Genomic DNA, 24,989 nt, shown 5'->3' on the forward strand with positions numbered 1-24,989 from the left:
CATGGACTATATACCACCCGTTGGAGGTGCCGCCGATGCCCCATACATTGACGGCAACCCCAACACCGGCACCGAGGGCAGCATCCCGCCTGCAGCAGCCATCGAGCACCCCATGCGGGAGATCGTCAACGCCATCACTGCCCTGGGCGGCGAGGCGGATAGCGGGAACCTTACCCAGCTTGGGGCGGTAATCGCGATGGCTATTGCGGCGGGGGAGTCGCCCGGCGTACCAACCGGCACGGTGATATCCGGCTATTACACCTCGGCTCCAATGGGATATATCGAGAACGCCGGCGTAGAGCTGTCCCGCACAACTTACGCGAATCTCTACAACCACACGGCGGCTGAGGGGCTGATCGTACCCGAGGCCGCCTGGCAGGCAGGCGAATACGGCATGTTCAGCAATGGGGATGGTGCCACGACATTCCGGGCACCGGACCTGCGCAGCGAGTTTCTACGGGGCTGGGATCATGGGCGCGGACTTGATGGCGGGCGGGCGCTGGGGTCGTTGCAGTCCGATCAGCTGATAAGTCATGATCACGCCATTTATCAGCGTACTAGTGTAGATACGATGCAAGCCGGTACCAACACTACACAGAACACTCTACAGGCGACCAGTGATAATAATGATAAACTGACCGCTGCTACGGGACGGTGCCGAAACCCGGCCCCGCAACGTCGCAATCATGCACTGCATTAAATACTAGAAGCGCATCATGTCGGCACCTATCTACCACAGTTACCACCACGAAACCGGCGAGTACCTAGGGCCGGTTACCGCCTCACTCGACCCGCTGGAGACCAAACTGGCTGGACAGACGATCTATATGCGCCCTCCCGCTCACGCTGCGGCTGATGCCCCTATTGGGGCGGCTGAGTGCGAGGTGGATATCTACATTAATGGCGTATGGACGCTCGTGCCAGATCATCGGGGTACCATCTACTGGTTACCCGATGGCTCGCGTCATAAGATCACTGATCTGGGTATCGAGCCGCCTATCGAGACACTGACCGAGGAGCCTGTGATTCCTCCCACCGAGGCTGAAATCATCGCGGCAATGGAACGTGTAATCGAATCCTACATGGATGCCATCGCCCAGGGACGACGCTGGGACAACCGCTGGACCTGCGTCGCTCGCTCAGGATACCCCAACGCGTGGCAGTCGGAGGCAGCCGCATATGGACAGTGGATGGATGCGTGTTGGGCGTATGCGTTCCAGGTGCAAACCGATGTACAGGCCAGCAACCGGACCGTGCCGACTGCCGAGGAGTTGATCGCCGAACTGCCGACGATGGTCTGGCCAGATTAGAAAGGCACCCCTTCCTGAAGTGAACCGAGGCTCACAGTGACAAATATCAGATGTGGTCATTGCAATAAATTATTAGCGAAAGGTGACGTAAAAAAATTACAAATTCAGTGTCCTCGATGTCGGACACTTAACCATATAGAGGGTCAAGGAACCCCCAGCGAGAACGCCATGAGCGTCAGCAGCAAAGGCGCAATTTATGGAGTTCAATCACAACAATATCAAGCTGGTCAAGACTGACTGCCTGGCGTTACTGAAAACCATATCCAACGATTCAATTGACCTGATAGCCACCGACCCTCCCTACTACAAGGTGAAAACTGATAGCTGGGACAGACTATTGAAGAATAAAGGGGAATTTTTCCACTGGCAGGATCAGATTCTGGCGGAATATCAGCGAGTGCTGAAACCCACTGGTAGCCTCTATATATTCTGTGGGCCGTATCTCGCCTCTGAGACTGAGATATTGGTGGGCACACATTTCCGGGTGCTGAACCATATCGTTTGGCGGAAGCCCCGCGGGCGGCATCTGGGATGCAACAAGGAATCTCTAACGAAGTATTTCCCCCAAACCGAGCGCATCATATTTGCGGAAAGCCGGAAGCGACAACCATTTCACTACGAGCCAATTCGTAGCCATCTGGCCGATACCCTCAAAGAAGCAGGGATTACGAATAAACAGATAAATTTGGCTACAGATACACAAATGAGTCATCACTGGACTAGCCGGTCACAGTTCAGCCTCCCCGCTGAAAAGCACTATGATACTCTCAGGCGAATTGCCCCTAAACTGAAGCCCTGGCGGCAACTACACTCCGAATATATGGCAATCAGGCTAGGGCCTCGCCGGAGGGGCCGTTTCTTCGCCGTTACCAAGCATGTACCGTTCACTGATGTGTGGGATTTTCCATCTGCTCAGTTTTACCCGGGCAAGCACCCTTGTGAGAAGCCGGTGGCTCTAATGCGCCACATAGTAGAGACCAGCAGTAAACCCGGCGCATTGGTGCTCGATGGTTTTGCAGGTAGCGCAACCACTGCCATTGCAGCTCACCAATTAGACCGCAAGTTTATCGGTAGTGAGATGGGCGAGACTGAATTTAACCATGCCGTGGATCGGCTGACTGAATGTTTGACTAGCAGGCTTTAAAACCACTTTGAGACAGAATAACTCTTATCGCTAATTGACCGGGGGTCTATCGCAAAATGAACGGCGCGCTACAGTTTTAACTGACTTTCTGGATCATTGTTGTTAGATTGCCATTCACACTCCTTCAAAAAAAGATGAAAATGGCCTTTCAGTACGCCGTTAAACTAACGCATATGTCACTTTGCCTGATTCCAAGAATTCTCTATTCCGTGTAATATGGTTATGCTTGTTTGCGAATAACTTACTGTGATTTATTCGATAGTGCTTAAATTCTGAGACATCTAATGCATTAAAGCTTCTCCATGTGTCGGTATAAACAATACTGTCGGGCTTTACCTGTTGCCTAAACTATAGACATTAATGTTCTGGCTTTAGCATCGGGAATAATAACGGTAAATACCTTAGGCATCTCTGATTAATTGTGGCTTTTGTTTCCGCACATCTTCCATTGCCATTCATACGATATGCTGGATCACCCAATACCGATGTAACAACCAACGGGGTTAAGAGTGTCCCTTCTGGCCAGTATTCCCCCCATTGCTCGATGTTGTCCAGGTTCCGGCGCAAGTACTGCAACTGTTGCTTGATCCCCCAACGCCGTACCTTTCCGGCAGGCCGCCTCTGCTTCACTATCGCGAGGTAAACTTTACGCACCTTTTCACGACAAGTTCCGGGTTTCTTTTTCAATGCCGTCCTGGGATGGAGAGTGTCGATGATCTACTCACTGAACTCCCTGGCTTCATTCAACAAACCCAGGTCGGCAGGATAACGAATTGCCTGTGGAGCAATTGTCGCATCCAGAATCAATTTGCCCTGGCGTTCCGATGCCTCTTCCTCAGGTGCACCCCCTGAAACTGAGGGTGGTTCATCATCGCCTTTTTGTTGCAACTTTCCTGTTTCACCTGGTCGACTCTGAATGGCTGGGCTTTTTTTTGCCTTTATACTTTACCAGCGCATCGATAACAGCTCCATGAAATACCTCAAAGACCGACTGCCCCATCCGCTTGCAAATCTCAACAAATAACGAAGGGGCAAACGGCGCATCCATCTGATAACCCGATAGCCCTACGAAATGCTGACAATAGGGATCTTCCCGGATCTGCAGGACAGTCTCTCTATCGGAAAAGCAGAGCTGGTGCTTAATGACTACCGCGCCAATGACCAGTCTCTTGGATAATCAGTCAAGCGTACAGAGATGTCAGCGCCTCTTGAGTGTTGTATCTCCATACCCTCTCCACCGACACTAACACATTAGGCACCTGACGAACCAGCAGCTATCACTTGTCCTGACAAGCATAAATGTCTATCCTGCCCGCTCGCAGACCCAACAGAGAGAAGCACCATGTCCGACAACGAACAGCGCGCCATTTTCATCTTCCCCGGCCAGGGCTCCCAATACCCCGGTATCGGCAGTGACCTGAGTGCCGAGTTCGACTCAGTCCGAAAAATATACCAACAGGCCAGTGACGTACTGGGCTATGACATGGCCAAGCTCTCGTTTGAAGACCCGGATCAGCAGATCAACCTCACACGCTTCACCCAGCCGTTACTGCTGACCCACCATATCGCCTGCCTCACCGTTTACCGTGAGCTGGCCGAAAACCCCATAGTACCCGTTATGTCGGGCGGACACAGCCTGGGCGAGTACAGCGCATTGGTAGCCGCTGAGGCACTGAGTTATGAAGACGCCCTGAAGCTGGTTTCCAGGCGTGGTGAACTGATGGGCACCCATGGCGAAGGGGAGATGGCGGCACTGACAGTCGACCTGGAGATAGCCCAACCGCTCTCAGACAAACACTTCTGCGGCATCGCAGGACTAAACCTGCCGGACCAGACAGTCGTAGGCGGTGCAACTGCGGACCTGGATGCGCTATCGGAAGAGATGGCTGAACTCTACCCGAAAAAGCGAGCTGTGAGACTCAAGACCGAAGGCGCATTCCATACCTACTATATGGTCACTGCCGCGCGGGAGTTCCGTAAAGAGCTGGATAAGGTTGAAATCAAACAACCCGGACTTAAAGTGCTCTCCAACTATACCGGTGGCTTCCACCAGGCAGACGCGGAAACGATCAAATCCCGGCTCTTCTTCCAGCTGTTCCACCCGGTGAACTGGGTCGGCTGTCTGCAGAGTGCGCTGGACGACGGCGTCAACCTGTTCGTGGAGTTCGGCGGTGGTATCGGCAGTGGTGAAGGTCCCGCTGAGAAGCGCCCCAATCTGGAAGGGATCATCAAAAAATTCACCCGCCGCGCCAAACCACGCCCTGAGTATATGCCTGCGATCAATATCGAGAGCATCAAGGCAGTGGCAGAATCAACGCCATAACGGCGGCAGTGCCGGCTCTTTTTTCCGGCTGCTATCCTCTGTGCCGGGTAGCTCGGTGATCAGATCTGACAACCTGCCACCATCCCAGCTTCCGGACTCAGTACTGTAGAGGCACCGATTCAGTTCGCCCAATGCCTCCTTGGCAGCCGGTGCTTCAATCCGCGCCGCTACTGCATCCAATCCGCTGGGAGGATCTTCCGGCCAGTGAACCGAAGACCATTCCAATAGCGCGGCGACTGCACTCGCTGGATCCCCATCCCTACACGCCTGCCTGAAGCGGCACCTCTCCTCTGCCGCATCCGGTCGCTCTGTGATGGGTGGTGCGGTATCCGGCACAGAGAGCCTGACTCGCCGTCTATATTCACGCCATAAGAAGATACCTGTAATTAGCCAGAGAGCCGCTAACAGCCCGGAAATCCAGGGCCAGGGCAGGGCTTCTATCCCGGCAAACCGTCCCGACTGGCTACCAGCTAAACTGAGACCTCCCTCCTCCACATCCTTATCAACCTCAGGTGTTGGAGGTATAGCCGGCACAGGTTCCGTAGCCACAACAGCAGGGGGGGGAGGTTGTAAAGCACCCACGGAAGGGAGAACCGTGATCACTCGCTCAGGAAGTTCTTCAGTCATTTGCCGGTCAGTAGTAGTATCCCACCAGTGGAGACGGACTGCCGGTATAACCAGCGTTCCGGCATGGGAAGGGATGAAAGTGATCTTCTGTTTGCGAAGCCCCTCTACACTCTCTACAAGGTCCCGGGTCTCAACCTCTTCCTTGTCAGGATAGAGCTTGAAACCATCCACCGACTCCGGCACCAGGTTCGGCAACTGCCCCCCGGTCAAGCCCCGTGCCCGCAGAATCAACGTACGGGTCACCGGATCACCCACATGGATCTCTTCAGTTTCAGGTTGCCACTCCTCACTCAATGCCAGAGATTCAGCCGGTAACCAGACACGACCCAAGGCCGCTGCCGGAGGAGGGAGCACTATCATGGAAACGGCTTTACCCCTTAACCGTATCCGGCGTGTGCTGGTAAAGAGATCATCAAACGGACTGTTCTGAAAAATATTACCGAAGCGCCCGGAACGGTACTTTCTACGCTCCAGGATCTGTCCGTTGAATACCGGTGCTGACAGCTCAAGCGTCCCGCTGGCCTGAGGGAAAACAGCATAGCGCCGCTCTATCACCTGATAGCGGTGGCCGTTGCGGTAGCTGGAGAATGTGTGGTCCTTACCCAGACGGCGTATCAGTGCCTGCTCCGCTTTGGGGTCTGATATGCTCCCTCCACCCAAATCGACAACATGGAACAACTGCACTCTGACCAGCACCTGCCCCTGGAGATATACCTCCTCCGGTTCAATTACCATTTCAATAAAAATATCACCGGCAGAATCTCCCGATGCCGCGCTGTTCTTCTCCACCGTGAGTTCAAGTGCAGGGCTCTGCTCACCCGCAAAATCCAGGGCGGGTATCTCTATCCGGCCAAGACGCTTAGGGCCCAAGGTCAGTGTCCAGGTGGTACGGGCATCCTTGGAACCATTGATAATAGTGATACTGCTGCTTGTTCTGCTGTCGAGCAGATCAAAATTCTTCAGCAGGGGGGTTGTATCCGGCTGGGCAGCCGTCTCTCCCTGAAACACGATTGTCAGTTGTACTGTCTCACCATCGGTAATCCGGTTGTGATCCAGCTGAGCATTCAGCTGCGCGAAAGCCCCTCCAGGAAGCAACAACAGCAGCCAGAGCAGAAGATAAAAAAACGTTCTATTCGCTGGCAGACATCGAGTCACCACCATCATTCGCCTCTCTTTTCTCTCAACAGATGCTCCAACATAAACTTACGCCTTAGCAGGCCCGATGGATCATCCGGTATCTGACGCAGCCACTGCTCCAGGGCGAGCTCCTTTTCATCCGGAAGTTCTCCCGATTCATCCTGACGGGCAATCCCTGACTCCTGCCCACTCTTTTCTCCCGCTTGTTCAGACTGCTGTGACGGCATCACATCCCTTTTTGCCGCTTCAGCTGTATCGCGTTGCTGCTCACCTAGCTTAGATTCACCCTGCCTCTCGTCCTCTGCATCTTCATCATCCGGCCCATCTCCCTCTCCAGACGTCTCCCCGGGAGCTTCATTGCCATTTTTATCGCTCTGCTTCTGCTCTTCGTCAGATTCAGAGTCATCACTGCCTGGCTGTGGCTGACCTTCTCCATCCTCTTCCCCGGACTGGCCTGACCCACCCTCTTGCTCGCTCTGCTGACGCTGTTGCAGCAATTTTTCCAGCAGATCCCGGTTGAACTGGGCACCCCGGTCACCAGGCTGCCGCTTCAGCGCCTCGTCATAAGCCTCGATAGCCTGTTGCCACTCACCACTGCGAGCCAGGGCATTACCCCTGTTATAGGCATTGACCTCTCCGGTAAATGACGCTGCTGCACCCTTGAAGTCACCTGAACGGTAACGTGCTATTCCCTGCCATCCTGCATCCTGAAACAGCTCGGCCGCAGACTTAGGGCGCCCCTGTTTTAATTCGATGGCAGCACGCTGATCCGGCCGCTGCCAGAGACCATCCATCCCAAAAGCTTGCGCCACGGGTGGAGGCAGTATCAGTACAACCAGAAAAGCACCGATCCAGCCGCGGCGAAAACCGGCAGCGGCGATCAGCAGAAGAGGGAGCAATAGCCAACTCCCCTGTTCAACCCAGCGTTCAACACCTCCCTGCTGCTTTTCAGCTTCACCTAAATTCAGCAGCTCGCTCTCCATCAACACCTGCTGCAGGTCTGTTTCATCACTGGTTAACAGGCTGTAGTGGCCACCACCCATCGCTGCCAACGCCTTCAGGTCACGGGGACTTAGGCGGGCCATCTCAGACCCTGCACTATCGCTATTGGCAGCACTGCCATCTAAACGAGGCACAGGCGCACCCACCTCTGTACCCACACCCAATACCGAGACCCTCATCCCCTGATGGTTCAGCTTATTGATCACAGCAAGAGAAGAGGCCATATCAGCAACGCCATCGGTTATCAGCAGGATGTCACCCCGACTCCTGATGCCTCGCTTGAGCAACTCACCCGCCATCTGCAGCGCAGGCGCTCCTGCATCTCCCGGCACTGGAATAATATCCACTGAAAGTGCATGAAGCATCGTCTCTATGGTTGCCACATCATCCGTAAGCGGGGTAACCACATGAGGCTCACCACCGAACACCACCAGAGCTGTGCGCTCCTCCCGGCTCTGTTCCAATATATCCCCCAGCTTGAAACGGGCTCGTTCCAGGCGGCTGGGAGTAAGATCTTTTGCATTCATTGAAGGAGAGAGATCAAGTACCAGTACCCGTTCCAGATGAGTCTGAAATACCGGTTCCGGCAAGCGCTCCCAAGTGGGCCCGGCAAGCGCAAGAATCGCCAGCAGCCAGGCCAGGCCCAACAGAATAAACGGTAGCCGACGAGCCTTATCATTGCCGCCTTTCAGCAGCAGATACGGCAACAGCTCAGGGTCACAGATATTGCCCCAGGCTGCCGCTCCCCGCTCTCTCCGCCGCAACATCAGCAGAATCAGAATCACCGGTAACAGCGCCAACAACCAAGCCGGGCGCAATAGATGAAACTGATTAAGAAATTCGCTCATACAGCACCTCTTTTCAGAGGTGGAAGGAGGGCTGAGAACCCCCAAATCAAAGTGAGCAACAGCGCGGCACCCAGGGGCCAGGGGTAGAGAGAGGTCACCGGATGCACCACTCTACTCCCCTCTTCAACGGGCTCCAACTGATCCAGTCGCTGATAGATTTCGGTCAGTCCTTCACGATCACGGGCACGAAAATAGCTCCCCCCGGTGGTTTTTGCAATCGCTTTCAGGGTAGCTTCATCCAGACCGGAGAAGGGGTTGACAGTCTGACTTCCAAACAGTCCCTGGACTCGCATCCGCTCCGCCCCCACGCCAATGGTATAAACCCGCAACCCAGCCTGAGCCGCCAACTCAGCAGCTTGTAGTGGCGGCACCTCACCGGCGGTATTGGCACCATCCGTCAGCAAAATAAGGACTGCCCGACCTTCAGGCGCATGACGCAGACGCCTTACCGCCAGGCCGATGGCATCACCAATCGCCGTTTCACGGCCGGCAATACCGATCATCGCCTCATCCAGCAGGATCTTCACCGTGACCCGGTCAAAACTGAGTGGGGACTGCAGATAGGCCTGACTGCCAAACAGAATCAATCCAACCCGGTCACCTTTGCGCCGCTCGATGAATTCACCGGCCACCTGCTTGATCACCTCCAGCCGGCTGGCCTGACTGCCATCCGTGTCCAGGTCAGGGGTCTCCATGCTGCCGGATGCATCCAGCGCAAACATCAGGTTACGGCCCGCCTCCGGGAGTTCAATCGGTTCGCCCAGCCATTGAGGTCGGGCGGCTGCCATCAGCAGAAGCAACCAGACAAGAATCGCCAGATACCTGCCGGGATGGCGGGTGACATCAGAATGTATACTCGCCAATTCACTCAGATCAGCAGTGAACGGAATATAGAGTGTCGCCCCGGCAGAGACGATCGCAGCCGGCAGCAGACGGCCCAATATCCAGGGGAGGGGGGTCAACAGGAGAATCCAGAGCCAGTCGAAATGGATCACTTTCTCAATCTCTTGTTGCGCTTGATCCAGCGCCGGATGAGCTTCAGCAGCGCCTCACGATCTAAACTGCATTTCTCACCAGATTTCGCAGCAAAATCATCCAGAAACGAGCTCTGTTGGTAAGGCCCTTCAAGCAGTGCCCGCCCAAAGCCCTGGAGAAATTGACCACCACCTCCATGCTCATCGAGAAAAGAGAGCCATCTCTCTCCGGTCAGGGATGCCACCGAAGCAGGAGGGAAACAGACCAGCGCATAGCGACGAAGCAGCATCGAAAGCCGGGCAAGCATTTCGCTATCATTCATCACACTTCTGAGTAGCGCCAGCTCACGCAACGCCTGCCGACGGGTGACACCGCGTCGCCACCAAAAAACAGCAAACACAATTAGGGTCAGGGTAGTGAGGGCAAGCAGCCACCAGCCCGGAGCTGGTGGCCACCAGGAGACTGCTGGCGGGAGGTGCAGGGGGCGCAATGAGCTGAGTAGATCATCAGAATTCATGTCACCCTCCCGTGACGGGCCAGGCCGGACCTTAATGACAACAATGGCTCATCGGCAGTTGAGAACGCTGCCAATGTGATCCTGCTACGCTGGGAAATGCCGGTTAATCGCTCCCGATGATCAAGAAAATTCTTTTTCCAGCCGGAAATCACCGCTTCAGATGCGGTATCAAGTTCCATCTGCTCTTCTGGCGTACCCATGCGGTAACGCCCAGGCGGAGGAGGCAAACCTTCGACCGGATCGAAAATCAGTCCCATCAGCAGATCATTGTGCCGGGCAAGCCGTGCTATCAGCAGTTCACCCTTCTCACCCAATTCAAGGAAATCGCTGAGAATAAAAATCAGGCTGCCGGGACGTGTCAGTCGATCGAGCTGCCCCAGAGAATCTCCGAGGCGCCCCTGCATCAGCACTCCAGGCTGGGTCGGCTGAAGAGACTCAATGCCATGCAGCAGTCGCAAGGCACCGGTCCGGCGACCCATGGGCGGTAACACCATACTTCCATCCGAACTGCTTACCACGCCCCCAATCCTGTCTCCTGCCTGCACCGTAGCCCATGCAATCAGAGCGGAGATTCTGGCCGCAAGCACCGATTTAAACTGATGCCGGGTGCCGAAATACATCCCAGGATGCAGGTCCACCAGAATCAGCACCGACCGTTCCCGCTCCTCCCTAAACAGCTTGGTGTGGATACGGCCCCGCCGGGCAGATACCCGCCAGTCGATAGTGCGGGCGTCGTCACCCGCCTGATAGGCACGAACCTCATCAAACTCCAGGCCGCGTCCTCGGTAGATCGATAGATAACCACCCGACTCCGCGGCAAGTTGACTGTGCCGGGCACCCAGTTCCAAGCCACGGGCGGTAGCCCGTAACCGGATCAATTCATCAAGAGTGGCATGAACTGCAGACATAAAAACGGCAGATCAGGGAGCAGGAACACGCTGCAGCAATTCAGCCACACACTGTCCGGGAGTAATACCCTCTGCTTCGGCCTCAAAATCAAGCAGCACACGGTGCCGCAGAGCATCCGGGGCAATGTTGATTACATCTTCAGGGGTTACGAAGTCGCGACCCGCCAGCCAGGCCAAGGCACGGGCACCATGCTCAATAGCAATGGCTCCACGTGGGCTGGCACCCCAACTGATCCAGCCTTCTAGGTCGGTGCCATAGCGGCCGGGATTTCGTGTTGCCTCTACCAGCTCGACAATATAACTCTCCACCGGCAGTGAGAGATGCAGCGACATCGCTTCGCGGCGGGCGGTGAAGATCGCCTCCTGAGTTACTGGATTGGAAAGGGGAGCGATTTCAGCTGACTCCTGCAATGCCTCCCGCCGGGCCAACTCAAGAATGCGGTGACTCGACTCCCGTGGGGGGTAGCCGACCTCCACATGTAGCATAAAACGGTCGAGTTGCGCCTCCGGAAGTGGATAGGTGCCCTCTTGCTCTATGGGGTTCTGGGTTGCCATCACCAGGAACAGCTTTGGCAGCGGGTAACTTTTTGCCCCGACGGTAACCTGTCCCTCACCCATCGCTTCAAGCAGGGCAGACTGCACCTTGGCTGGCGCCCGGTTGATCTCATCAGAGAGCAGAAGGTTGTGAAAAACAGGACCCTGCTGAAAATGAAAGCTGCCATCTTCCGGCCGATAGATATCACTGCCGGTAATATCCGCCGGCAACAGATCCGGGGTAAACTGAATTCGATGAAAATCTACTTTCAGCCCTGAGGCCAGCGCCTTCACCGCCCTTGTCTTGGCCAGACCCGGAGCACCTTCCACTAACAAGTGTCCATTGGCCAACAGCGCTACCAGCAGCCGATCGACCAACGCCTCCTGGCCGATAATCTGCTGTTCGATATGTTGTTTGAGTTGGTGGATAGAATCTCTGTGTGGCATAAATACTTCTCTATACTGCTTATTGAAAATTCCAGCATGTTTGTCCTACAGATTGAAAAAAAGTTCACTAGCACCTCTTTTCTGTCTCCCAGTGAATTACACAGACGCAGGATTATTTCTCAAAACACCGCGTAGATTTCTAATCGGAGGCTCTAGCTCAGCTTTCATTCCGAGTGCTATTTTACATTTACTTCATGCAGGACACTATCAGCATCTCTTTTCCCTTGGAATGGACTGTACAAGGCTAAAATAGCAAACCTTCGCTTCGCTTATGTGGACTCCCCTCCATCAACAACGAAATGATTAAAATATAGAATAAATGCGTGCTTATGTGCGAGCTCTAATTTGGGCAGCTAACCCAGGCCCAATGATTTTTACGCGAACTGTATGGTCAAGTCTCTCCAGCGAGTTTGTTTGCTCTGTGCGAAGCACTGACTCTTACAGTTGATTTGTCATCTACATTAAGAATGCTTTTTGTTGGTGATTGTTACGCTTAAGCCAATAACGGCTCAGCTTTATATTCTGTACCTTCCGTCAATAGGGCAAATGCCGTCCTGACCGTTTTGTTTGCTAATGCCACCGCTACACATTTTTTACTTTTGCACTCAAGCAATTGTTTTACCCTCTTTTCCTTTTTTGTTTGCGGTTCTCGTTTGTCAACATGGTTGATAACGGATATCGAGCATTTTTACCCGCCCCTCCCAATTTCAATTATACCTCCCACCACAAGCAAACAGACGATAAGCAATATTATCTGTCTCATCCTGCCATGGATAACCAAGATCCTTGAGGAACCGACTAAATTCACGTTTCTCGCCCTGATCGATCTGTACCCCCATGAGTACTCGACCATAGGCTGCACCATGATTGCGATAATGGAACAGACTGATATTCCAGCGCTTGCCCATTTCAGTGAGAAAATTGAGTAGGGCTCCAGGCCGTTCCGGGAATTCAAAACGGAACAGACTTTCATTTTTCACCCCGGGGGCATGCCCTCCCACCATATAGCGAATATGCAGCTTAGCCGCTTCATTATCAGTTAAATCCACCACGGAATAACCTTTATCACTAAGCTGATCTAGCAACGCCTCCCGCTGCTGAGGACTATCATTCAACTCAACGCCAACAAACACATGGGCACGCTCTGTATCCGCATAACGATAATTGAATTCGGTGACACTCCGCTTGCCAATGGCCCGGCAGAAATGTAAAAAACTGCCGGGTTCCTCCGGTATCTCAACCGCCAGCAGCGCCTCTCGCTGCTCACCCAACTCTGCCCGTTCGGCCACATGACGCAGGCGGTCAAAGTTAATATTGGCACCACTCTCAATGGCGATCAAACTCTGATCTCTCAAGCCTTCTCTCGCAACATATTTTTTCATCCCCGCCACTGCCAGAGCACCGGCAGGCTCTGCGATGCTACGGGTATCATCAAACACATCCTTGATCGCCGCACAGATCTCATCCGTGTTGACCAGAATCACCTCATCAACCACTTTACGGGCAAGCCGGAAAGTCTCTTTACCGATCATTTTGACTGCGACACCATCGGCAAAAATACCCACCTGCTTCAGACTTGTACGCCTGCCTTTTTCCAGGGAGTGCTGAAGCGTAGGAGCATCTTCAGGCTCTATGCCGATAATTTTCACATCAGGATAGACGTATTTTACATAGGAGCCAATACCACTGATCAACCCACCACCACCCACAGGGACGAAAATAGCATGAGGCGGACCGGCATGCTGACGCAACAACTCCATGCCGATGGTTCCCTGCCCTGCGATCACCTCGGGATCATCAAACGGGTGAATGAATGTCATACCCTTTTCGTCAGCTAACTGTAACGAGTGCTCATAAGCTTCGTCATATGAGTCCCCATACAAAACTGTCCTGGCGCCAAGATCATGTACCGACTGAACCTTGATCGGCGGGGTTGTCTTCGGCATAACAATCAATGCCCGAATATTTAACCTTCTGGCAGAGAGCGCCACACCCTGAGCATGATTACCGGCAGAAGCGGCTATCACCCCCTGCTTACGCTGAGCATCAGAAAGATTCCGCATACGGTTATAGGCACCCCGCAGCTTAAAAGAGAAGACAGGCTGCAGATCCTCACGTTTTAAGAAGACCTGATTCTCCAGGCGACGAGACAGGCGAGGCGCTTCATCGAGCGGCGTTTCATTGACCACATCATAGATCTGGGCCCGGAGTATTCTTTCAATATAGCTTTGAGGCATTGCACTAATCCCGAAATTCACATCAACAACAAAACCATAATATACCTTAAATATTGTCAAGAACGCAGAGATCGCTAAAAACCACAAAGCGTTAAATTGCACTGAAAACTGACCCACCCGGTCAAGCCAGATTATGGCTCATTTCTTGGATTTTTGTTTGGTTTTTCTCCCCTTATGACGCCTCTGAAAATCTTCTCAAATCAGCGATAATAGTAACCAACTCAAGCAACCATTGATAAAAGCCATGCAACCGAGTTTTTTGATCATCAAGACCGACTTGAGCTCCTTGAGCAACAGGGAGACCCGCTGCCAAAGCTGGAAAGGACCATAGACTGGGAGGCTTTTCGAGTATTGTTGGGCTCAGTTTATAAAAACAGTGCTCCCTGTAAAGGCGGGCGTCCACTTTACGATGTGATACTGATGTTCAAGGTGAACTACAGCATTTGTTCAATCTGAACGATGATCAAACAGAGTTCCAAATACGGGATCGCTATAGCTTTTGTCGTTTTCTTGGGCTGAGCCCGGAGGATAAGGTACCCGATGCCAAAATGGTTTGAGTATATCATGAGCGCCTGAAAGAACGGGGCCTTATTGATAAACTCTTTTCAGAGCCGTTGATCCAGATTGATGCAGCAGGCTTCAGTGCTCGCAAGGGACAGATTGTAGATGCCACTATCATTCCAGTACTCAGGCAACGTAATACACGAGAGGAAAATAGGCAGATCAAAGCGAGGATAGCCCTGAGGCGTGGAGCGATAACAAACGCCGCTAGAAGAATGTTGAAGCCCGCTGGACCATGAAGCATGGCAAACCCGCTATGGGTACAAAAACCACATCAGCATAGACCGGAAGCACAAGGTCATTCGCAAGTATACGCCATCACATCAGCAGAAGTTGACGAGATAGCCGGGTCTTCGAGGAACTGCGGGATGAGAACAACAGTAATGGCAGCGTCTGGGCCGATTCTGCTTACCGTAGTGTAGAACGGGAAGCCGCTTTACCGGGCGCGCATTACCGCAGTCATATTCATCGCAAGTCGGCACGCAAACGCCCTTTGAATGAACGGGAGCAAGAGGCAAACCGAAAACGATCAAGAGTTCGGGCTCGAGTTGAGCACGTGTTTGCCCAGCAGGCCAATCGACTGGTGCGTAGCATCGGGCAAGCCAGGCCGGCGTGAAGATGGATATGATGAATTCGGTGTACAACATGAGTCAATTGGTGTGGCTGGCCGGATGAAGCGAGGTATGGATATGGATGTTGCCAGAAAAACGAGTGTGAAGAGACCGGGCTCTCCTGATTCACTAGAGACTATCGGGCTTTGTCCGGTTCTTTAGGGGTTCCCTTATTACTGGTTGAGTTTTCAAAAAGATAACGGCCATGGCTCTTCCCCTAACCGAGTGGGTAGACTAACGTACCCCCTATGAGAGATAAAGATCTATACGCCAGTATCAAGAGCCTTGGCGGGTTAGCAGTGTAAAGTTGGCTCTTCAGCAGATCAGGGTTACGCGTGGGTCACTGTAATAGGCGCAATTTAACACGCTGGTGCCTCAGGGAAATTCTGAATCTTACAATATGTAATCTTCGCGTACTTTGCTTCGTCTTTAGAGGGTGTCCTGAATTCTGTGTAACTGTCTATCATTAAACCCAAGCGTGGTTGAGGATAGGCGCTATGAACAAGAAAGAACTACAGGCGATCGCTCATGCGGCCGCTAAAAATATCAAGACGGAAGACGACCTCAAAGACTTTTTTGCAGATGCTAACCAAGATTACGACCGAAGCGGCACTGAACGCTGAGTTAGATGATCATCTTGGCTTTGAAAGGCACGAGCAGTCCGAAGCTGACAATAACCGCAACGGCTATGCCAGTAAGACTAACCGAACGGAAGCTGGCCAGTTCGAGCTCGATACACCACGCGACAGAGCTGGGAGTTTCGAGCCCAAGCCCGTTAAAAAACACCAGCGTCGATTTACTTCCATGGACGACAAGATTATTTTCTTGAGGGCATGACAACATGAGAAATCGTCACGACCGTTAAAGAAATGTACGGTGCTGATGTCTCCGCCACCTTGATTCCAAAAGTGACTGACGCTGTTATTGAACAAGTGATTGAATGGCAATCTAGGCCACTGGATGCGGTCTATCTCATTATTTACCTGGATTGTATTGTCGTAAAAATCCGGCAAGACAAGAAAGTGATCAATAAGGCAATTTATCTGGCACTGGGCGTGAACATGGAGGGCCACAAGGAATTGTTGGGGCTCTGGCTGTCAGAGAATGAGGGTGCCAAGTTCTGGCTCAATGTACTCACAGAGCTCCAGAATCGCGGCGTGAAGGATATACTGATAGCCTGTGTTGATGGCCTGAAGGGCTTTCCAGACGCAATCAATACAGCGTTTCCCGAGACTCAGATCCAGCTCTGTATTGTTCACATGGTGCGCAACTCGATGAAGTACGTGCCCTGGAAAGACTACAAGGCAGTGACGGCAGACCTGAAGAAAATATATAAGCCTGTCACCGAAGATGAAGCGCTACTGGAACTTGATAATTTCTCTAACCGATGGGACGACAAATATCCCCAGCTCAGCCGTTCGTGGCGTAGCCACTGGCACAATCTTAATGCCCTGTTTGGCTACCCTGAGGACATCCGCAGGGCAATCTATACAACCAATGCCATCGAGTCAATGAACAGCGTGGTTCGCAAGGCAATTAAAAAACGGAAGCTATTTCCGACCGACGACTCGGCAATGAAAGTGGTGTACCTGGCGGTGCAGCAAGCATCAAAAAAATGGACCATGCCGATTTGCAATTGGAAACCAGCACTGAATAGATTTATGATTGAGTTCGAAGAACGCTTGGCGGAATACATTTAACCCGGGCAGTTACACGGAAATCGTTACACCCTCCGTCTTTATGACAAGCACACACATTTCCACCCATCACTCTGACCCAAGCCAAAATTCAGGAAAATAAAACGGCAGCTTCTTGGTTCCGGCCTGTGACAGAATGATGAAGGCGGAACAATCTACCCACTCCTTCTCCTGAAAAAACATCATGTTTTCTGTGAGCTATACGGTTCTCTCCGTTCCAAAACCTGTCTACTTTATAAGAGAATCGCCATACCCAACAACAACCGTTATCATGGCGATAAAAGATCCACAGAAATAAGGAACAGTAAATGAATCAAGACGAACTCAAACGGGTGGCGGCAGAAGCGGCCATCGATTATGTGGACGGTGGCATTATTGGCGTAGGTACCGGATCAACAATCAATCACTTCATCGACCTGCTTGCCAAAGTCAAACATAAAATAGACGGCGCCGTCTCCAGCTCCGAGGCCTCAACAGAGCGCATGCGCACCCATGGCATCCCGATAATAGACCTCAACGCTGCGGGCGAACTGGATCTCTATGTTGACGGAGCGGATGAGTCCACCAAAAATCTGCACCTGATCAAGGGCGGCGGGGGCGCATTAACGCGAGAGAAAATCGTTGCCGGGGCCAGCAGAAAATTTGTCTGCATTGCAGATGTCAGCAAGCTGGTGAGTGTGCTCGGCGAGTTCCCACTGCCGATTGAAGTGATTCCAATGGCACGCAGCCATGTGGCACGGCAGCTCGTCAAATTAGGAGGGACCCCGGTTTGGCGGGAGAACTTCACTACAGATAATGGCAATATCATCCTTGATGCGCATAATATGCGTATCCTGGAACCCAGAAAGATGGAGCAGGAAATCAATAATATCGCAGGTGTGGTTACAACAGGGATCTTCGCCATTCGGCCGGCGGATGTACTTATCCTGGGTACAGAGGAAGGTATTAAAACCCTATAGATCACCTGATCCCACCACAAAGAACTCGAAAACCGTGGACCCTCTCTCTCCAGAGCACTTAATTAAACTACGATTCGTAATATTTTGCTCCGCACCACTGAACAAAAAGAATGGAGCCAAAAGGCTCCATTCTCTATCCTGTTACCTCAACTACTCCCAGATAAGATCAGAAGTCGTGACGGAGTCCTACACCAAAGCGATCCGAACTATTATCGTCGCCAACCTCTGAATTTTCGTATTCAGCAAAAACACTCGTGCGTTTGGAGAAAGCGTGTTGCAGACCCAAGGCCCAGGTTTCAGCATCTAAATCTTCACCCAGATACTTGCCATAATCAATCGCGCCATATTTTACACGGAGAGTATTACTGCCAAAGTATGCTTCAGCAGCTAAGCCAAAGGCGTCAATATCGTCAGAAATGTCGGCAACCGCACTTTTAATGGTCCTCATAACCATACCAGCTTCCCTAGATGCCGATTCATACTGGCCAATGATAGCGAAGTTGCCGAAGCTGTACTTGGCACCAACACCCCACATTGCACCATCGAAATTATTGTCGTTACTGTCAAACTGTAGATAGGATGCGCCGACACTCAGCGGACCATTGTTATAGTCCAGCGAGATGTTAGTGCCATCATTAAAATCAGCCCCTAGATCAAGATCAGCATCGCTGCCTTCCGCCTTCTCGTCAGAGATTATCAATGCAATTTTTGCACTAAAGCCACCGAAATTAGGACTGACGTAGGCCAGAGTATTACCTACACGAAAAGGACCAATATACTCATCATTTATGCTATTGATTTGAAAAATATCGGTCTTATCTACAGAACCGTAGTAGGGTGTCCACTGGTGGCCGATAGCAACCGTACCGAACCCACCGGTCAGACCGACATAGGCCAAACGACCGGCATCCAAACCAGCGGAATCTTCGGAGTCAACTTTCCACTCATATTGAAAGATCGCCGTCAGGCCATTACCAAGATCCTCAGAGCCCTTCACGCCAAAGCGTGAACTGTTATCCTCAACATCCCAGGATCCACTCTTAACAATGTCACCGTTCGCATCAAGCTCTTTTTCATCGGCATGAACCAGTGCGTTGTTAATACGACCGTAAATAGTAGTGTCTGCACTAACAGCCATAGGAGCAGCGATAGCTGCCGCAACGGCAAGAGTAAGAAGTTTTTTCATTAGTTTTAAAATACCCGCTATATAGTTAAGGAGAAGAAATACTGTGCAGATTGAATACTAAACTCAGATAAGCAGTTTTGCAACACGTTGTTTACAAAAAACCACAAAAACCGATTTGTTGTAAAAATGATACAGACTTCGATAGGGAATTAACTTGAGATAGAGAAAAAATTATGGGGTTGTCCTATAAATAAATGATTTTAGGATAACAAAGTGAGAAAGAGCAGATATAAGTAGGTACAAACAAAGTCGATTAATCGAGTTATTTGTAACGGGTGCAACAGCACGAATGGCCGTTTCTTTAAGTTGGCGTCAATAAAACAACCGCTAGATATTACTTTCATCGACTTAGACAGGTTATCTATGATCACAGTGAGTATTTGGAATTGCTGGATGGAGAAATAGAAGCAGACGCAAGTTATTTTGGTGGTAGGCGCAAAGGGAAAGGAGGTCGAGGTGCGGTCGGTAGAATTCCTGTATTTGGCGGCAAAGCAAAAGGCCCGCCGAAGCGGGCCTTTCAGTTTGGCTGGGGATAGAGGACTCGAACCTCTACAAACGGAGTCAGAGTCCGTTGTCCTGCCATTAGACGAATCCCCATTTATTCAGGACCGAGGCACCAAAACCCGAATCCCGGGCGGGGAGCTCTTTGGTTTTGATTAACGCAAGCAGACCACTACCTGATACCCAGATCTCCGTGCCTCAGACAACAGCAGTTCCATCCTAGCTCGGATCTCCAGGCCTGCTTAAGGAAATACATGAGGATCTCTGATCAATTCATGAGTCGGTGTCTGACGGCTGAAACCTCCCGATTTATACGTTAAAAACACTTGGTAACAGCCAGCTATTACAAGTAATTTTCGCCTTAATCCGGAAAATTTCAACTCGTCATCCATCCAATCTGGAATGAATCCAAAGCTCCTTAACGTTTCGAGAACTGAGGACGCTTGCGCGCTTTATGTAGGCCAACCTTCTTACGCTCTACAGCGCGCGCATCACGGGTCAGGAAGCCTGCCTTACGCATGGGCGAATGCAATTCGTCGTTGTACTGCACCAGTGCCCGGGCTATCGCATGACGAATAGCACCTGCCTGACCGGTGGTTCCACCGCCCTTCACTGTGACGTTGATATCGACACTCTTCAGGACTTCTGCAACCTCTAGAGGCTGACGAACCACCATACGCGCGGTCTCACGACCGAAATACTGGTCAAGCGTTGCGCTGTTGATAGTAATGTTGCCGCTTCCGGCACTCAGGAATACCCTCGCAGTGGAACTCTTGCGACGGCCTGTAGCGTAAGTTTTGGATTCTGCCATTATTCTGTTCCGATACTAGGATCTGCAGTTCAGATTTCCAGAGCCTGAGGCTGCTGTGCCTCATGCTGATGCTTGGGCCCTGCATAGACCTTAAGCTTCTTGAACATTGCACGCCCAAGAGGGTTTTTGGGCAACATGCCCTTCACTGCACTCTCGATCACACGCTCCGGCGCCTTATCCAGCAGCTTTTCCAAACTGATAGATTTCAGGTTGCCAATATACCCCGTGTGGTGATAGTACATTTTGTCCTGCATTTTATTACCGGTCACGTGAATCTTTTCGGCATTGACTACAACGATGTAGTCGCCAGTGTCCACATGAGGGGTATATTCGGACTTATGCTTACCGCGCAAACGACGCGCGATCTCAGTAGAAAGACGGCCCAGGGTCTTTCCTTCAGCGTCAACCACGAACCAATCGTGGCGAACCTCAGCGGGTTTTACACTAACAGTCGTCATTTGACCAGCTCCAACAGAAAGTCCCAAGTTAAGGCACTTGAAATAAAGAGCGCGAATGTTACAGGACACAGATGCTGCTGACAAGCACTCTACGCTAATTTATTGCTGCTAACAAAAAACGCAGAGCTATAGTCGAATCTGTTGTACGGTCTCATCCGGCGTGCCTGATCGGTTTCTACTCTCTCGCCATCCTTGAATCTCCCTCGACTACATCAGCCAGCAGCCTGTATCCCCTCAGTCGTTGCCACTTCTTTTCTGCTGTCGTCCTCAGCTTCCAGGCCATAGTCAGTGTTGTCTTCCGGCTGTCGCAGTTCTTGGTTTTTGTCGTCCTCAGACGCACTTAGCGAACACCGACTCTATTGGATTCGTCATCCGTATATGCTGCCAATGTGGTACTGGGAAGTCATAAAATGCCAGCATCGACTCCCTATCCTTCTCCAGGCATTCCATAGCACCAGGATACTTGCCCTCAAAGCGCCTGACACAGCTATCGTAAGCCTTCAGGGCGGATGCTCTCGGCCATCCAGATTCATGCAGCACCTCTTTGATCTTCGGTTGCATCGGTTTGGGGGTACCTTATTTAGCACGTTCGCCGTCTTGTGTACCCAGCATCGCTGCGTTACCGTCTCTGGCCATTTCTTCGCAGCCGCCTTCCAGAAAATCCAATGCCCCATCAGCAACGGCTAGCAGAGGCGGAATGCTCAGTCCCTAATTTCCCAGCTGCTCAATCACCTCTAGCCAGAAGGCCTCCGATTCCCGGTAACCATCAACAACCGTAAGCACTTCCTTCCGCCCTGTCTCATCCGAGCCAACAATAACGAGCAGACACAGCCGACCATCCATCCTGGCGTTAAACCTAATGCCCTGGCTTGAACGGTCACGCACCTTCGGTATTTTGACTGATATCGCCTAGGCCTGTTTGGGTACTGCGTTCAGGCAGGTAGCCATTGCGTACAATAGTCTGCTTTCCATCTACTCGTTCTGACCTAAACTGCTCCAGCAATTCAGCTAATTCTGCCTCTACAGCATTCATCAGCAGCTTCTGTGCTCCAGCCTTGAGGAGCTCATTCAATATATCGCCGGATGGCGTATTCAGCTCAATAACACTACTATCACTCATGCGGTGTATCCCTCTGTTGGTTGTTGATCCGCTAAGATCAATCAACAGGGTACACCGCTTCTCTTATTCAGCCCATACACCAGAAATGAGCATAGCTCGGGGGGCGCTTGAATATTAAAATCGCCAAAGGGAGGATGGAGGAGTACTAAAATTGCTTCCGCAACTCAGTGTTTAATATATTCTAGCTATTCGCGTTTGCTGATCAATGGTTTTTAACGTATCGCCAACTACATTCAATTGGGATATACAGCGATGGGCCGCTAGATGCAATTTCTCAACAATACCGCGCAGATGCTTGCAAGAGGGCATGGCAATGCCGCTTCCGAGCATGTTGGTCAAAAAAACTGTTAAATCAGTTGCCGCCGGGTACAATCTCCGGTTTCAGCAAAGACCAGCAAGCTCCTCCGTGAACCGGGACCAGATACTTCAAGAAGCAGACCGCTGTGTGAAATGCGGAATCTGCCTGCCCCACTGCCCAACCTATAACATGACGCGGGACGAAGGGGACTCCCCAAGGGGCCGCATCGCACTGATCCAGGCCCTTGTGGCCGGAAAGGTAACCAGCCAGCGCCTGCACGACCACCTGGACCGCTGTCTGACCTGTGTGGCCTGTGAACCTGCCTGCCCATCCGGCGTTAAATACGGCAAGCTGATAGACGCCACACGGGCACTCACACACAAACACCCAGGTTTTTTCGAAAAACTGCAACGCTCGCTGATAACACAGCAGACCTACAAGGGATGGAGCCGTCCATTGCTCCGGATCTATCAGTCGTCCGGAGCACGCCGGATCATACGCACTGTCGGCAGCAAAAAAATCCGCCGTCTGGATGCCCTGCTGCCGGAGATAGAGGAATCAACACCTTGGAACTACCCTGCCACCGATATCCATAACACCCCCCAGAGGCGCATCGCCCTGTTTACCGGCTGTATAGCTCGGATCACCGAACATAGCGCAATAGGTGCTGCCATCCGGGTCATGAGACGACTGAAGATAGAGGTCATCATCCCATCAAATCAGGGCTGCTGCGGTGCTATGCACGCACACACAGGAGCCCCTGCTACAGCAGATACCCTGGCGGAGGTGAATGTCGCTGCATTCAATGCCCTCGATGTCGATGCCACCCTCTACCTCGCCAGCGGTTGTGGCGCCCAACTGGCGTCCTATGGCGACGATGGACACAATCTGACCGCACCGGTTATGGAGGTCAGCCAGTACATTCTGAACCTCCCTGAATTTGACAGCCTGCTCCTTCGCCCACTTGCGAAAAGGGTTGCCCTGCATACACCCTGCTCCCTGAAAAATGTACTGAAAGGCGAAGAAGCCCCCACACTGCTGTTGCGCAGAATCCCGGGGCTCGTGCTGGTACCGCTGCCTGACAGTGGATGTTGCGGTGCAGCGGGAAGCTACCTGCTGGACCAACCGGAGATGTCGGACAGATTGCGCGATATAACGCTCAATCAGCTAATCGAAACCAAGCCGGATATACTTGCCACCAGCAACACCGGTTGCGCACTTCACTTGGACTCGGGTATCCGGCAGGCACACTTACCCATTGAGGTAGTGCATCCCATTCAGCTCATTGAGCGCCAATCGAGGGATGATGGAATTCAGGAAACCTCTGATCAAACCGGGGAACAGTCTTGTTAAATATTCTTTGCAGCACCTCCTAGTGCTATATTTACGCTACTAAGCATCAAATGGAGGGGCCTCTTCAGAGTAACTTCGCCACAACGTTGCGCAGATGTTTACGAGCGGGTCTGGAGATCTATTTCCAAGAGTATGGTTGACAGGGATGCCAGCCTCAAGCGTACAGGAACGTTTCTGAAATCGTATCCCCCAGGCCCTCCACAGCAGGCTTTTATTGTGAACTTACAATCCAGACAGGTAATCCAACACCCATGACAACTCGACACTACAATGCCACTGACCACCTCCTGATGGGTGTGGACCAGGCGCTACGCACCCTGTTTGGACGCCCACTGGTTACGGAACGCACAAATCCATCCGATGGTTTGAGTGAGACAGAGCTCACCGATGAGCAGCAACACCACACAGCCCGCCTCATGCGTATTAACCACACCGGTGAGGTGTGCGCCCAGGCGCTGTATCAGGGACAGGCCCTCACCGCCAAGCTACCCAAGGTAAGAGAGAGCATGGAACGGGCAGCACAGGAGGAGAACGATCATCTTGCCTGGTGCGAAAAAAGAATCCACGAGCTGGGCAATCGCACCAGTTTTCTCAACCCTTTATGGTATGCCGGCTCCTTTGCTATTGGCGCCGCTGCCGGCCTGGCCGGCGATAAGTGGAGCCTTGGGTTTGTTGCAGAGACAGAGCACCAAGTCTGTGCTCATCTGGAGGAACACCTGCAACAGGTTTCTCACGCAGACGAAAAAACCCGTTCTATCCTGGAGCAGATGAAAGAGGATGAACTCCAGCATGCCACCCTTGCACTGGAGGGGGGTGGCGCAGAACTCCCGGGACCGATCAAACTCGCAATGAAACTATCAGCCAAGAGCATGACCAAGTCTGTTTATTGGTTATAAGGCACCAGCTCAAAATCATGGGTGATCTCTGCAACCTTCCCCAGCATCAAAGAGGCAGAGCAGTAGGTTTCGGCACTTAATTTGACCGCACGCTCAACTGCCTTCTCCGACAAACCGGGGCCGGCAAGAATGAAGTGGATATGTATCCGGGTAAACACTTTTGGATCAGTTTCAGCCCTTTCCGCCGCCAACTCCACCTCACAACGTGTCACCTGATGGCGCCCTTTACGAAGGATATGTACCACATCAAACTGAGTGCATCCCCCTAGCCCCATTAACAGCATCTCCATGGGGCGCGCACCTAGGTTTCGCCCACCGAAGTCCGGTGGGCCATCCATCACCACCGCATGACCGCTGCCGGACTCAGCCACCATAAGGGTGTCTTCAACCCATTTAATCCTTGCTTTCATCGGATCCCCGCATGTTTTATTTATGCACCCAGTGATGGAACAACGCACTTGGAAGCCTGGATATCTCATTTAAACATAAATAAAATCGATGGAATATGTGATCCAGTACCATAGTTCTG

At 52.1% G+C, this 24,989-nt stretch carries 24 protein-coding genes, 1 tRNA gene and 4 pseudogenes; 13 read left to right on the plus strand and 16 right to left on the minus strand.

The window, feature by feature from the left end; genetic code table 11:
• Position 1: 1 nt before the first annotated feature.
• From MN084_RS16520 to MN084_RS16535, 4 genes are read left to right on the plus strand one after another with little or no spacing between them, the layout of a single operon-like run.
• Positions 2 to 700 (plus strand): hypothetical protein, encoded by a 699-nt coding sequence (locus MN084_RS16520; RefSeq protein ID WP_330178193.1) that lies wholly within the window; start codon positions 2 to 4, stop codon positions 698 to 700.
• A 16-nt stretch (positions 701 to 716) separates the two neighbouring features.
• Positions 717 to 1,310, plus strand: coding sequence for a hypothetical protein (locus tag MN084_RS16525; RefSeq protein WP_241085721.1), 594 nt, complete (start codon positions 717 to 719; stop codon positions 1,308 to 1,310).
• A gap of 36 nt (positions 1,311 to 1,346) precedes the next feature.
• A complete protein-coding gene (locus MN084_RS16530; RefSeq protein ID WP_241085720.1) occupies positions 1,347 to 1,547 on the plus strand; it encodes a Com family DNA-binding transcriptional regulator in 201 nt (66 codons plus the stop codon).
• Positions 1,507 to 2,454 carry a DNA-methyltransferase gene (locus tag MN084_RS16535; RefSeq protein ID WP_241085719.1) on the plus strand — a complete coding sequence of 316 codons (948 nt, stop codon included), beginning with the start codon at positions 1,507 to 1,509 and terminating at the stop codon, positions 2,452 to 2,454. The genes MN084_RS16530 and MN084_RS16535 overlap by 41 nt, the downstream gene beginning before the upstream one ends.
• 68 nt (positions 2,455 to 2,522) lie before the next feature.
• Here the strand turns inward: MN084_RS16535 and MN084_RS16540 are convergent.
• The 3 genes and pseudogenes from MN084_RS16540 to MN084_RS20000 all read right to left on the minus strand — a co-directional run.
• A pseudogene (locus tag MN084_RS16540) lies at positions 2,523 to 2,857 on the minus strand (IS1595 family transposase); the annotation flags it as partial.
• Between the two features lie 314 nt (positions 2,858 to 3,171).
• Complete coding sequence (locus MN084_RS16545) at positions 3,172 to 3,342, minus strand: hypothetical protein (RefSeq protein WP_241085718.1); 171 nt, start codon at positions 3,340 to 3,342, stop codon at positions 3,172 to 3,174.
• A 10-nt stretch (positions 3,343 to 3,352) separates the two neighbouring features.
• Positions 3,353 to 3,619, minus strand: a complete 267-nt coding sequence (locus MN084_RS20000) for a transposase (protein WP_445083982.1) — start codon at positions 3,617 to 3,619, stop codon at positions 3,353 to 3,355.
• Positions 3,620 to 3,796: 177 nt separating this feature from the next.
• Here MN084_RS20000 and MN084_RS16550 point away from each other — a divergent pair, with 177 nt between their 5' ends.
• A complete protein-coding gene (locus MN084_RS16550) occupies positions 3,797 to 4,777 on the plus strand; it encodes an ACP S-malonyltransferase (RefSeq protein WP_241085717.1) in 981 nt (326 codons plus the stop codon).
• On the opposite strand, the gene MN084_RS16555 is transcribed toward MN084_RS16550, so the two are convergent.
• The 7 genes from MN084_RS16555 to ilvA all read right to left on the minus strand — a co-directional run bounded on the left by MN084_RS16555 (position 4,766) and on the right by ilvA (position 14,009).
• Positions 4,766 to 6,568, minus strand: a complete 1,803-nt coding sequence (locus MN084_RS16555) for a BatD family protein (protein WP_241085716.1) — start codon at positions 6,566 to 6,568, stop codon at positions 4,766 to 4,768. The genes MN084_RS16550 and MN084_RS16555 overlap by 12 nt on opposite strands.
• On the minus strand, positions 6,565 to 8,391 hold the full coding sequence (locus MN084_RS16560) for a VWA domain-containing protein (protein ID WP_241085715.1): 1,827 nt from the start codon (positions 8,389 to 8,391) through the stop codon (positions 6,565 to 6,567). Before MN084_RS16560 ends, MN084_RS16555 begins: the two co-directional genes overlap by 4 nt.
• Positions 8,388 to 9,386 carry a VWA domain-containing protein gene (locus tag MN084_RS16565; RefSeq protein ID WP_241085714.1) on the minus strand — a complete coding sequence of 333 codons (999 nt, stop codon included), beginning with the start codon at positions 9,384 to 9,386 and terminating at the stop codon, positions 8,388 to 8,390. Before MN084_RS16565 ends, MN084_RS16560 begins: the two co-directional genes overlap by 4 nt.
• Positions 9,383 to 9,883 carry a DUF4381 domain-containing protein gene (locus MN084_RS16570; RefSeq protein WP_241085713.1) on the minus strand — a complete coding sequence of 167 codons (501 nt, stop codon included), beginning with the start codon at positions 9,881 to 9,883 and terminating at the stop codon, positions 9,383 to 9,385. The genes MN084_RS16565 and MN084_RS16570 overlap by 4 nt, the downstream gene beginning before the upstream one ends.
• Positions 9,880 to 10,791: a DUF58 domain-containing protein gene (locus tag MN084_RS16575; RefSeq protein ID WP_241085712.1), complete on the minus strand. Its 912-nt coding sequence runs from the start codon at positions 10,789 to 10,791 to the stop codon at positions 9,880 to 9,882. The genes MN084_RS16570 and MN084_RS16575 overlap by 4 nt, the downstream gene beginning before the upstream one ends.
• A 12-nt stretch (positions 10,792 to 10,803) precedes the next feature.
• Positions 10,804 to 11,772 carry an AAA family ATPase gene (locus MN084_RS16580; RefSeq protein ID WP_241085711.1) on the minus strand — a complete coding sequence of 323 codons (969 nt, stop codon included), beginning with the start codon at positions 11,770 to 11,772 and terminating at the stop codon, positions 10,804 to 10,806.
• 707 nt (positions 11,773 to 12,479) lie between these two features.
• Positions 12,480 to 14,009 (minus strand): threonine ammonia-lyase, biosynthetic, encoded by a 1,530-nt coding sequence (gene ilvA, locus MN084_RS16585; RefSeq protein WP_241085710.1) that lies wholly within the window; start codon positions 14,007 to 14,009, stop codon positions 12,480 to 12,482.
• Between the two features lie 443 nt (positions 14,010 to 14,452).
• On the opposite strand from ilvA, the gene MN084_RS16590 reads away from it, so the two are divergent.
• The 5 genes and pseudogenes from MN084_RS16590 (at position 14,453) to rpiA (ending at position 17,837) form a co-directional block, all read left to right on the plus strand.
• The gene (locus tag MN084_RS16590) at positions 14,453 to 14,566 is read left to right on the plus strand and encodes a transposase (protein ID WP_241085709.1); all 114 of its coding nucleotides are present in this window, start codon (positions 14,453 to 14,455) and stop codon (positions 14,564 to 14,566) included.
• A 57-nt stretch (positions 14,567 to 14,623) separates the two neighbouring features.
• Positions 14,624 to 14,809, plus strand: a complete 186-nt coding sequence (locus MN084_RS16595) for a hypothetical protein (protein ID WP_241085708.1) — start codon at positions 14,624 to 14,626, stop codon at positions 14,807 to 14,809.
• Between the two features lie 122 nt (positions 14,810 to 14,931).
• The gene (locus MN084_RS16600; protein ID WP_241086059.1) at positions 14,932 to 15,186 is read left to right on the plus strand and encodes a transposase; all 255 of its coding nucleotides are present in this window, start codon (positions 14,932 to 14,934) and stop codon (positions 15,184 to 15,186) included.
• A 492-nt stretch (positions 15,187 to 15,678) separates the two neighbouring features.
• Positions 15,679 to 16,881: pseudogene (locus MN084_RS16605) on the plus strand (IS256 family transposase).
• Positions 16,882 to 17,186: 305 nt separating this feature from the next.
• On the plus strand, positions 17,187 to 17,837 hold the full coding sequence (rpiA, locus tag MN084_RS16610; RefSeq protein WP_241085707.1) for a ribose-5-phosphate isomerase RpiA: 651 nt from the start codon (positions 17,187 to 17,189) through the stop codon (positions 17,835 to 17,837).
• Between the two features lie 166 nt (positions 17,838 to 18,003).
• On the opposite strand, the gene MN084_RS16615 is transcribed toward rpiA, so the two are convergent.
• Positions 18,004 to 19,023, minus strand: coding sequence for a porin (locus MN084_RS16615; RefSeq protein ID WP_241085706.1), 1,020 nt, complete (start codon positions 19,021 to 19,023; stop codon positions 18,004 to 18,006).
• Between the two features lie 213 nt (positions 19,024 to 19,236).
• Between MN084_RS16615 and MN084_RS16620 the strand changes: the two are divergent.
• Positions 19,237 to 19,508, plus strand: a pseudogene (locus MN084_RS16620) (IS1595 family transposase); the annotation flags it as partial.
• A 38-nt stretch (positions 19,509 to 19,546) separates the two neighbouring features.
• On the opposite strand, the gene MN084_RS16625 reads toward MN084_RS16620, so the two are convergent.
• The 4 genes and pseudogenes from MN084_RS16625 to MN084_RS16640 form a co-directional block, all read right to left on the minus strand.
• A tRNA-Gln gene (locus MN084_RS16625) sits at positions 19,547 to 19,620 on the minus strand.
• Positions 19,621 to 19,942: 322 nt separating this feature from the next.
• Positions 19,943 to 20,335 (minus strand): 30S ribosomal protein S9, encoded by a 393-nt coding sequence (gene rpsI, locus MN084_RS16630; protein ID WP_241085705.1) that lies wholly within the window; start codon positions 20,333 to 20,335, stop codon positions 19,943 to 19,945.
• Positions 20,336 to 20,364: 29 nt separating this feature from the next.
• Positions 20,365 to 20,793 carry a 50S ribosomal protein L13 gene (rplM, locus tag MN084_RS16635; RefSeq protein WP_241085704.1) on the minus strand — a complete coding sequence of 143 codons (429 nt, stop codon included), beginning with the start codon at positions 20,791 to 20,793 and terminating at the stop codon, positions 20,365 to 20,367.
• 89 nt (positions 20,794 to 20,882) lie between these two features.
• Positions 20,883 to 21,913: pseudogene (locus tag MN084_RS16640) on the minus strand (IS256 family transposase).
• A 328-nt stretch (positions 21,914 to 22,241) separates the two neighbouring features.
• On the opposite strand from MN084_RS16640, the gene MN084_RS16645 reads away from it, so the two are divergent.
• On the plus strand, positions 22,242 to 23,564 hold the full coding sequence (locus MN084_RS16645) for a (Fe-S)-binding protein (protein WP_277400147.1): 1,323 nt from the start codon (positions 22,242 to 22,244) through the stop codon (positions 23,562 to 23,564).
• Positions 23,565 to 23,815: 251 nt separating this feature from the next.
• Positions 23,816 to 24,460 (plus strand): 2-polyprenyl-3-methyl-6-methoxy-1,4-benzoquinone monooxygenase, encoded by a 645-nt coding sequence (gene coq7, locus MN084_RS16650; protein WP_241085702.1) that lies wholly within the window; start codon positions 23,816 to 23,818, stop codon positions 24,458 to 24,460.
• Here the strand turns inward: coq7 and MN084_RS16655 are convergent.
• Positions 24,448 to 24,870 carry an OsmC family protein gene (locus tag MN084_RS16655; protein WP_241085701.1) on the minus strand — a complete coding sequence of 141 codons (423 nt, stop codon included), beginning with the start codon at positions 24,868 to 24,870 and terminating at the stop codon, positions 24,448 to 24,450. The two genes, coq7 and MN084_RS16655, sit on opposite strands and share 13 nt — an antisense overlap.
• Between the last annotated feature and the right edge of the window lie 119 nt (positions 24,871 to 24,989).

Origin of the sequence: Candidatus Vondammii sp. HM_W22, from assembly GCF_022530855.2 — a bacterium.
GTDB lineage: Bacteria > Pseudomonadota > Gammaproteobacteria > Chromatiales > Chromatiaceae > Vondammii.

Coding starts and splice junctions, on each gene's coding strand:
- MN084_RS16520 (WP_330178193.1), top strand. CDS start 2: ATGGACTATATACCACCCGTTGGAGGTGCCGCCGATGCCCCATACATT.
- MN084_RS16525 (WP_241085721.1), top strand. CDS start 717: ATGTCGGCACCTATCTACCACAGTTACCACCACGAAACCGGCGAGTAC.
- MN084_RS16535 (WP_241085719.1), top strand. CDS start 1,507: ATGGAGTTCAATCACAACAATATCAAGCTGGTCAAGACTGACTGCCTG.
- MN084_RS16550 (WP_241085717.1), top strand. CDS start 3,797: ATGTCCGACAACGAACAGCGCGCCATTTTCATCTTCCCCGGCCAGGGC.
- MN084_RS16555 (WP_241085716.1), bottom strand. CDS start 6,568: ATGATGGTGGTGACTCGATGTCTGCCAGCGAATAGAACGTTTTTTTAT.
- MN084_RS16560 (WP_241085715.1), bottom strand. CDS start 8,391: ATGAGCGAATTTCTTAATCAGTTTCATCTATTGCGCCCGGCTTGGTTG.
- MN084_RS16570 (WP_241085713.1), bottom strand. CDS start 9,883: ATGAATTCTGATGATCTACTCAGCTCATTGCGCCCCCTGCACCTCCCG.
- MN084_RS16575 (WP_241085712.1), bottom strand. CDS start 10,791: ATGTCTGCAGTTCATGCCACTCTTGATGAATTGATCCGGTTACGGGCT.
- MN084_RS16580 (WP_241085711.1), bottom strand. CDS start 11,772: ATGCCACACAGAGATTCTATCCACCAACTCAAACAACATATCGAACAG.
- ilvA (WP_241085710.1), bottom strand. CDS start 14,009: ATGCCTCAAAGCTATATTGAAAGAATACTCCGGGCCCAGATCTATGAT.
- rpiA (WP_241085707.1), top strand. CDS start 17,187: ATGAATCAAGACGAACTCAAACGGGTGGCGGCAGAAGCGGCCATCGAT.
- MN084_RS16615 (WP_241085706.1), bottom strand. CDS start 19,023: ATGAAAAAACTTCTTACTCTTGCCGTTGCGGCAGCTATCGCTGCTCCT.
- rpsI (WP_241085705.1), bottom strand. CDS start 20,335: ATGGCAGAATCCAAAACTTACGCTACAGGCCGTCGCAAGAGTTCCACT.
- rplM (WP_241085704.1), bottom strand. CDS start 20,793: ATGACGACTGTTAGTGTAAAACCCGCTGAGGTTCGCCACGATTGGTTC.
- MN084_RS16645 (WP_277400147.1), top strand. CDS start 22,242: ATGTTGGTCAAAAAAACTGTTAAATCAGTTGCCGCCGGGTACAATCTC.
- coq7 (WP_241085702.1), top strand. CDS start 23,816: ATGACAACTCGACACTACAATGCCACTGACCACCTCCTGATGGGTGTG.
- MN084_RS16655 (WP_241085701.1), bottom strand. CDS start 24,870: ATGAAAGCAAGGATTAAATGGGTTGAAGACACCCTTATGGTGGCTGAG.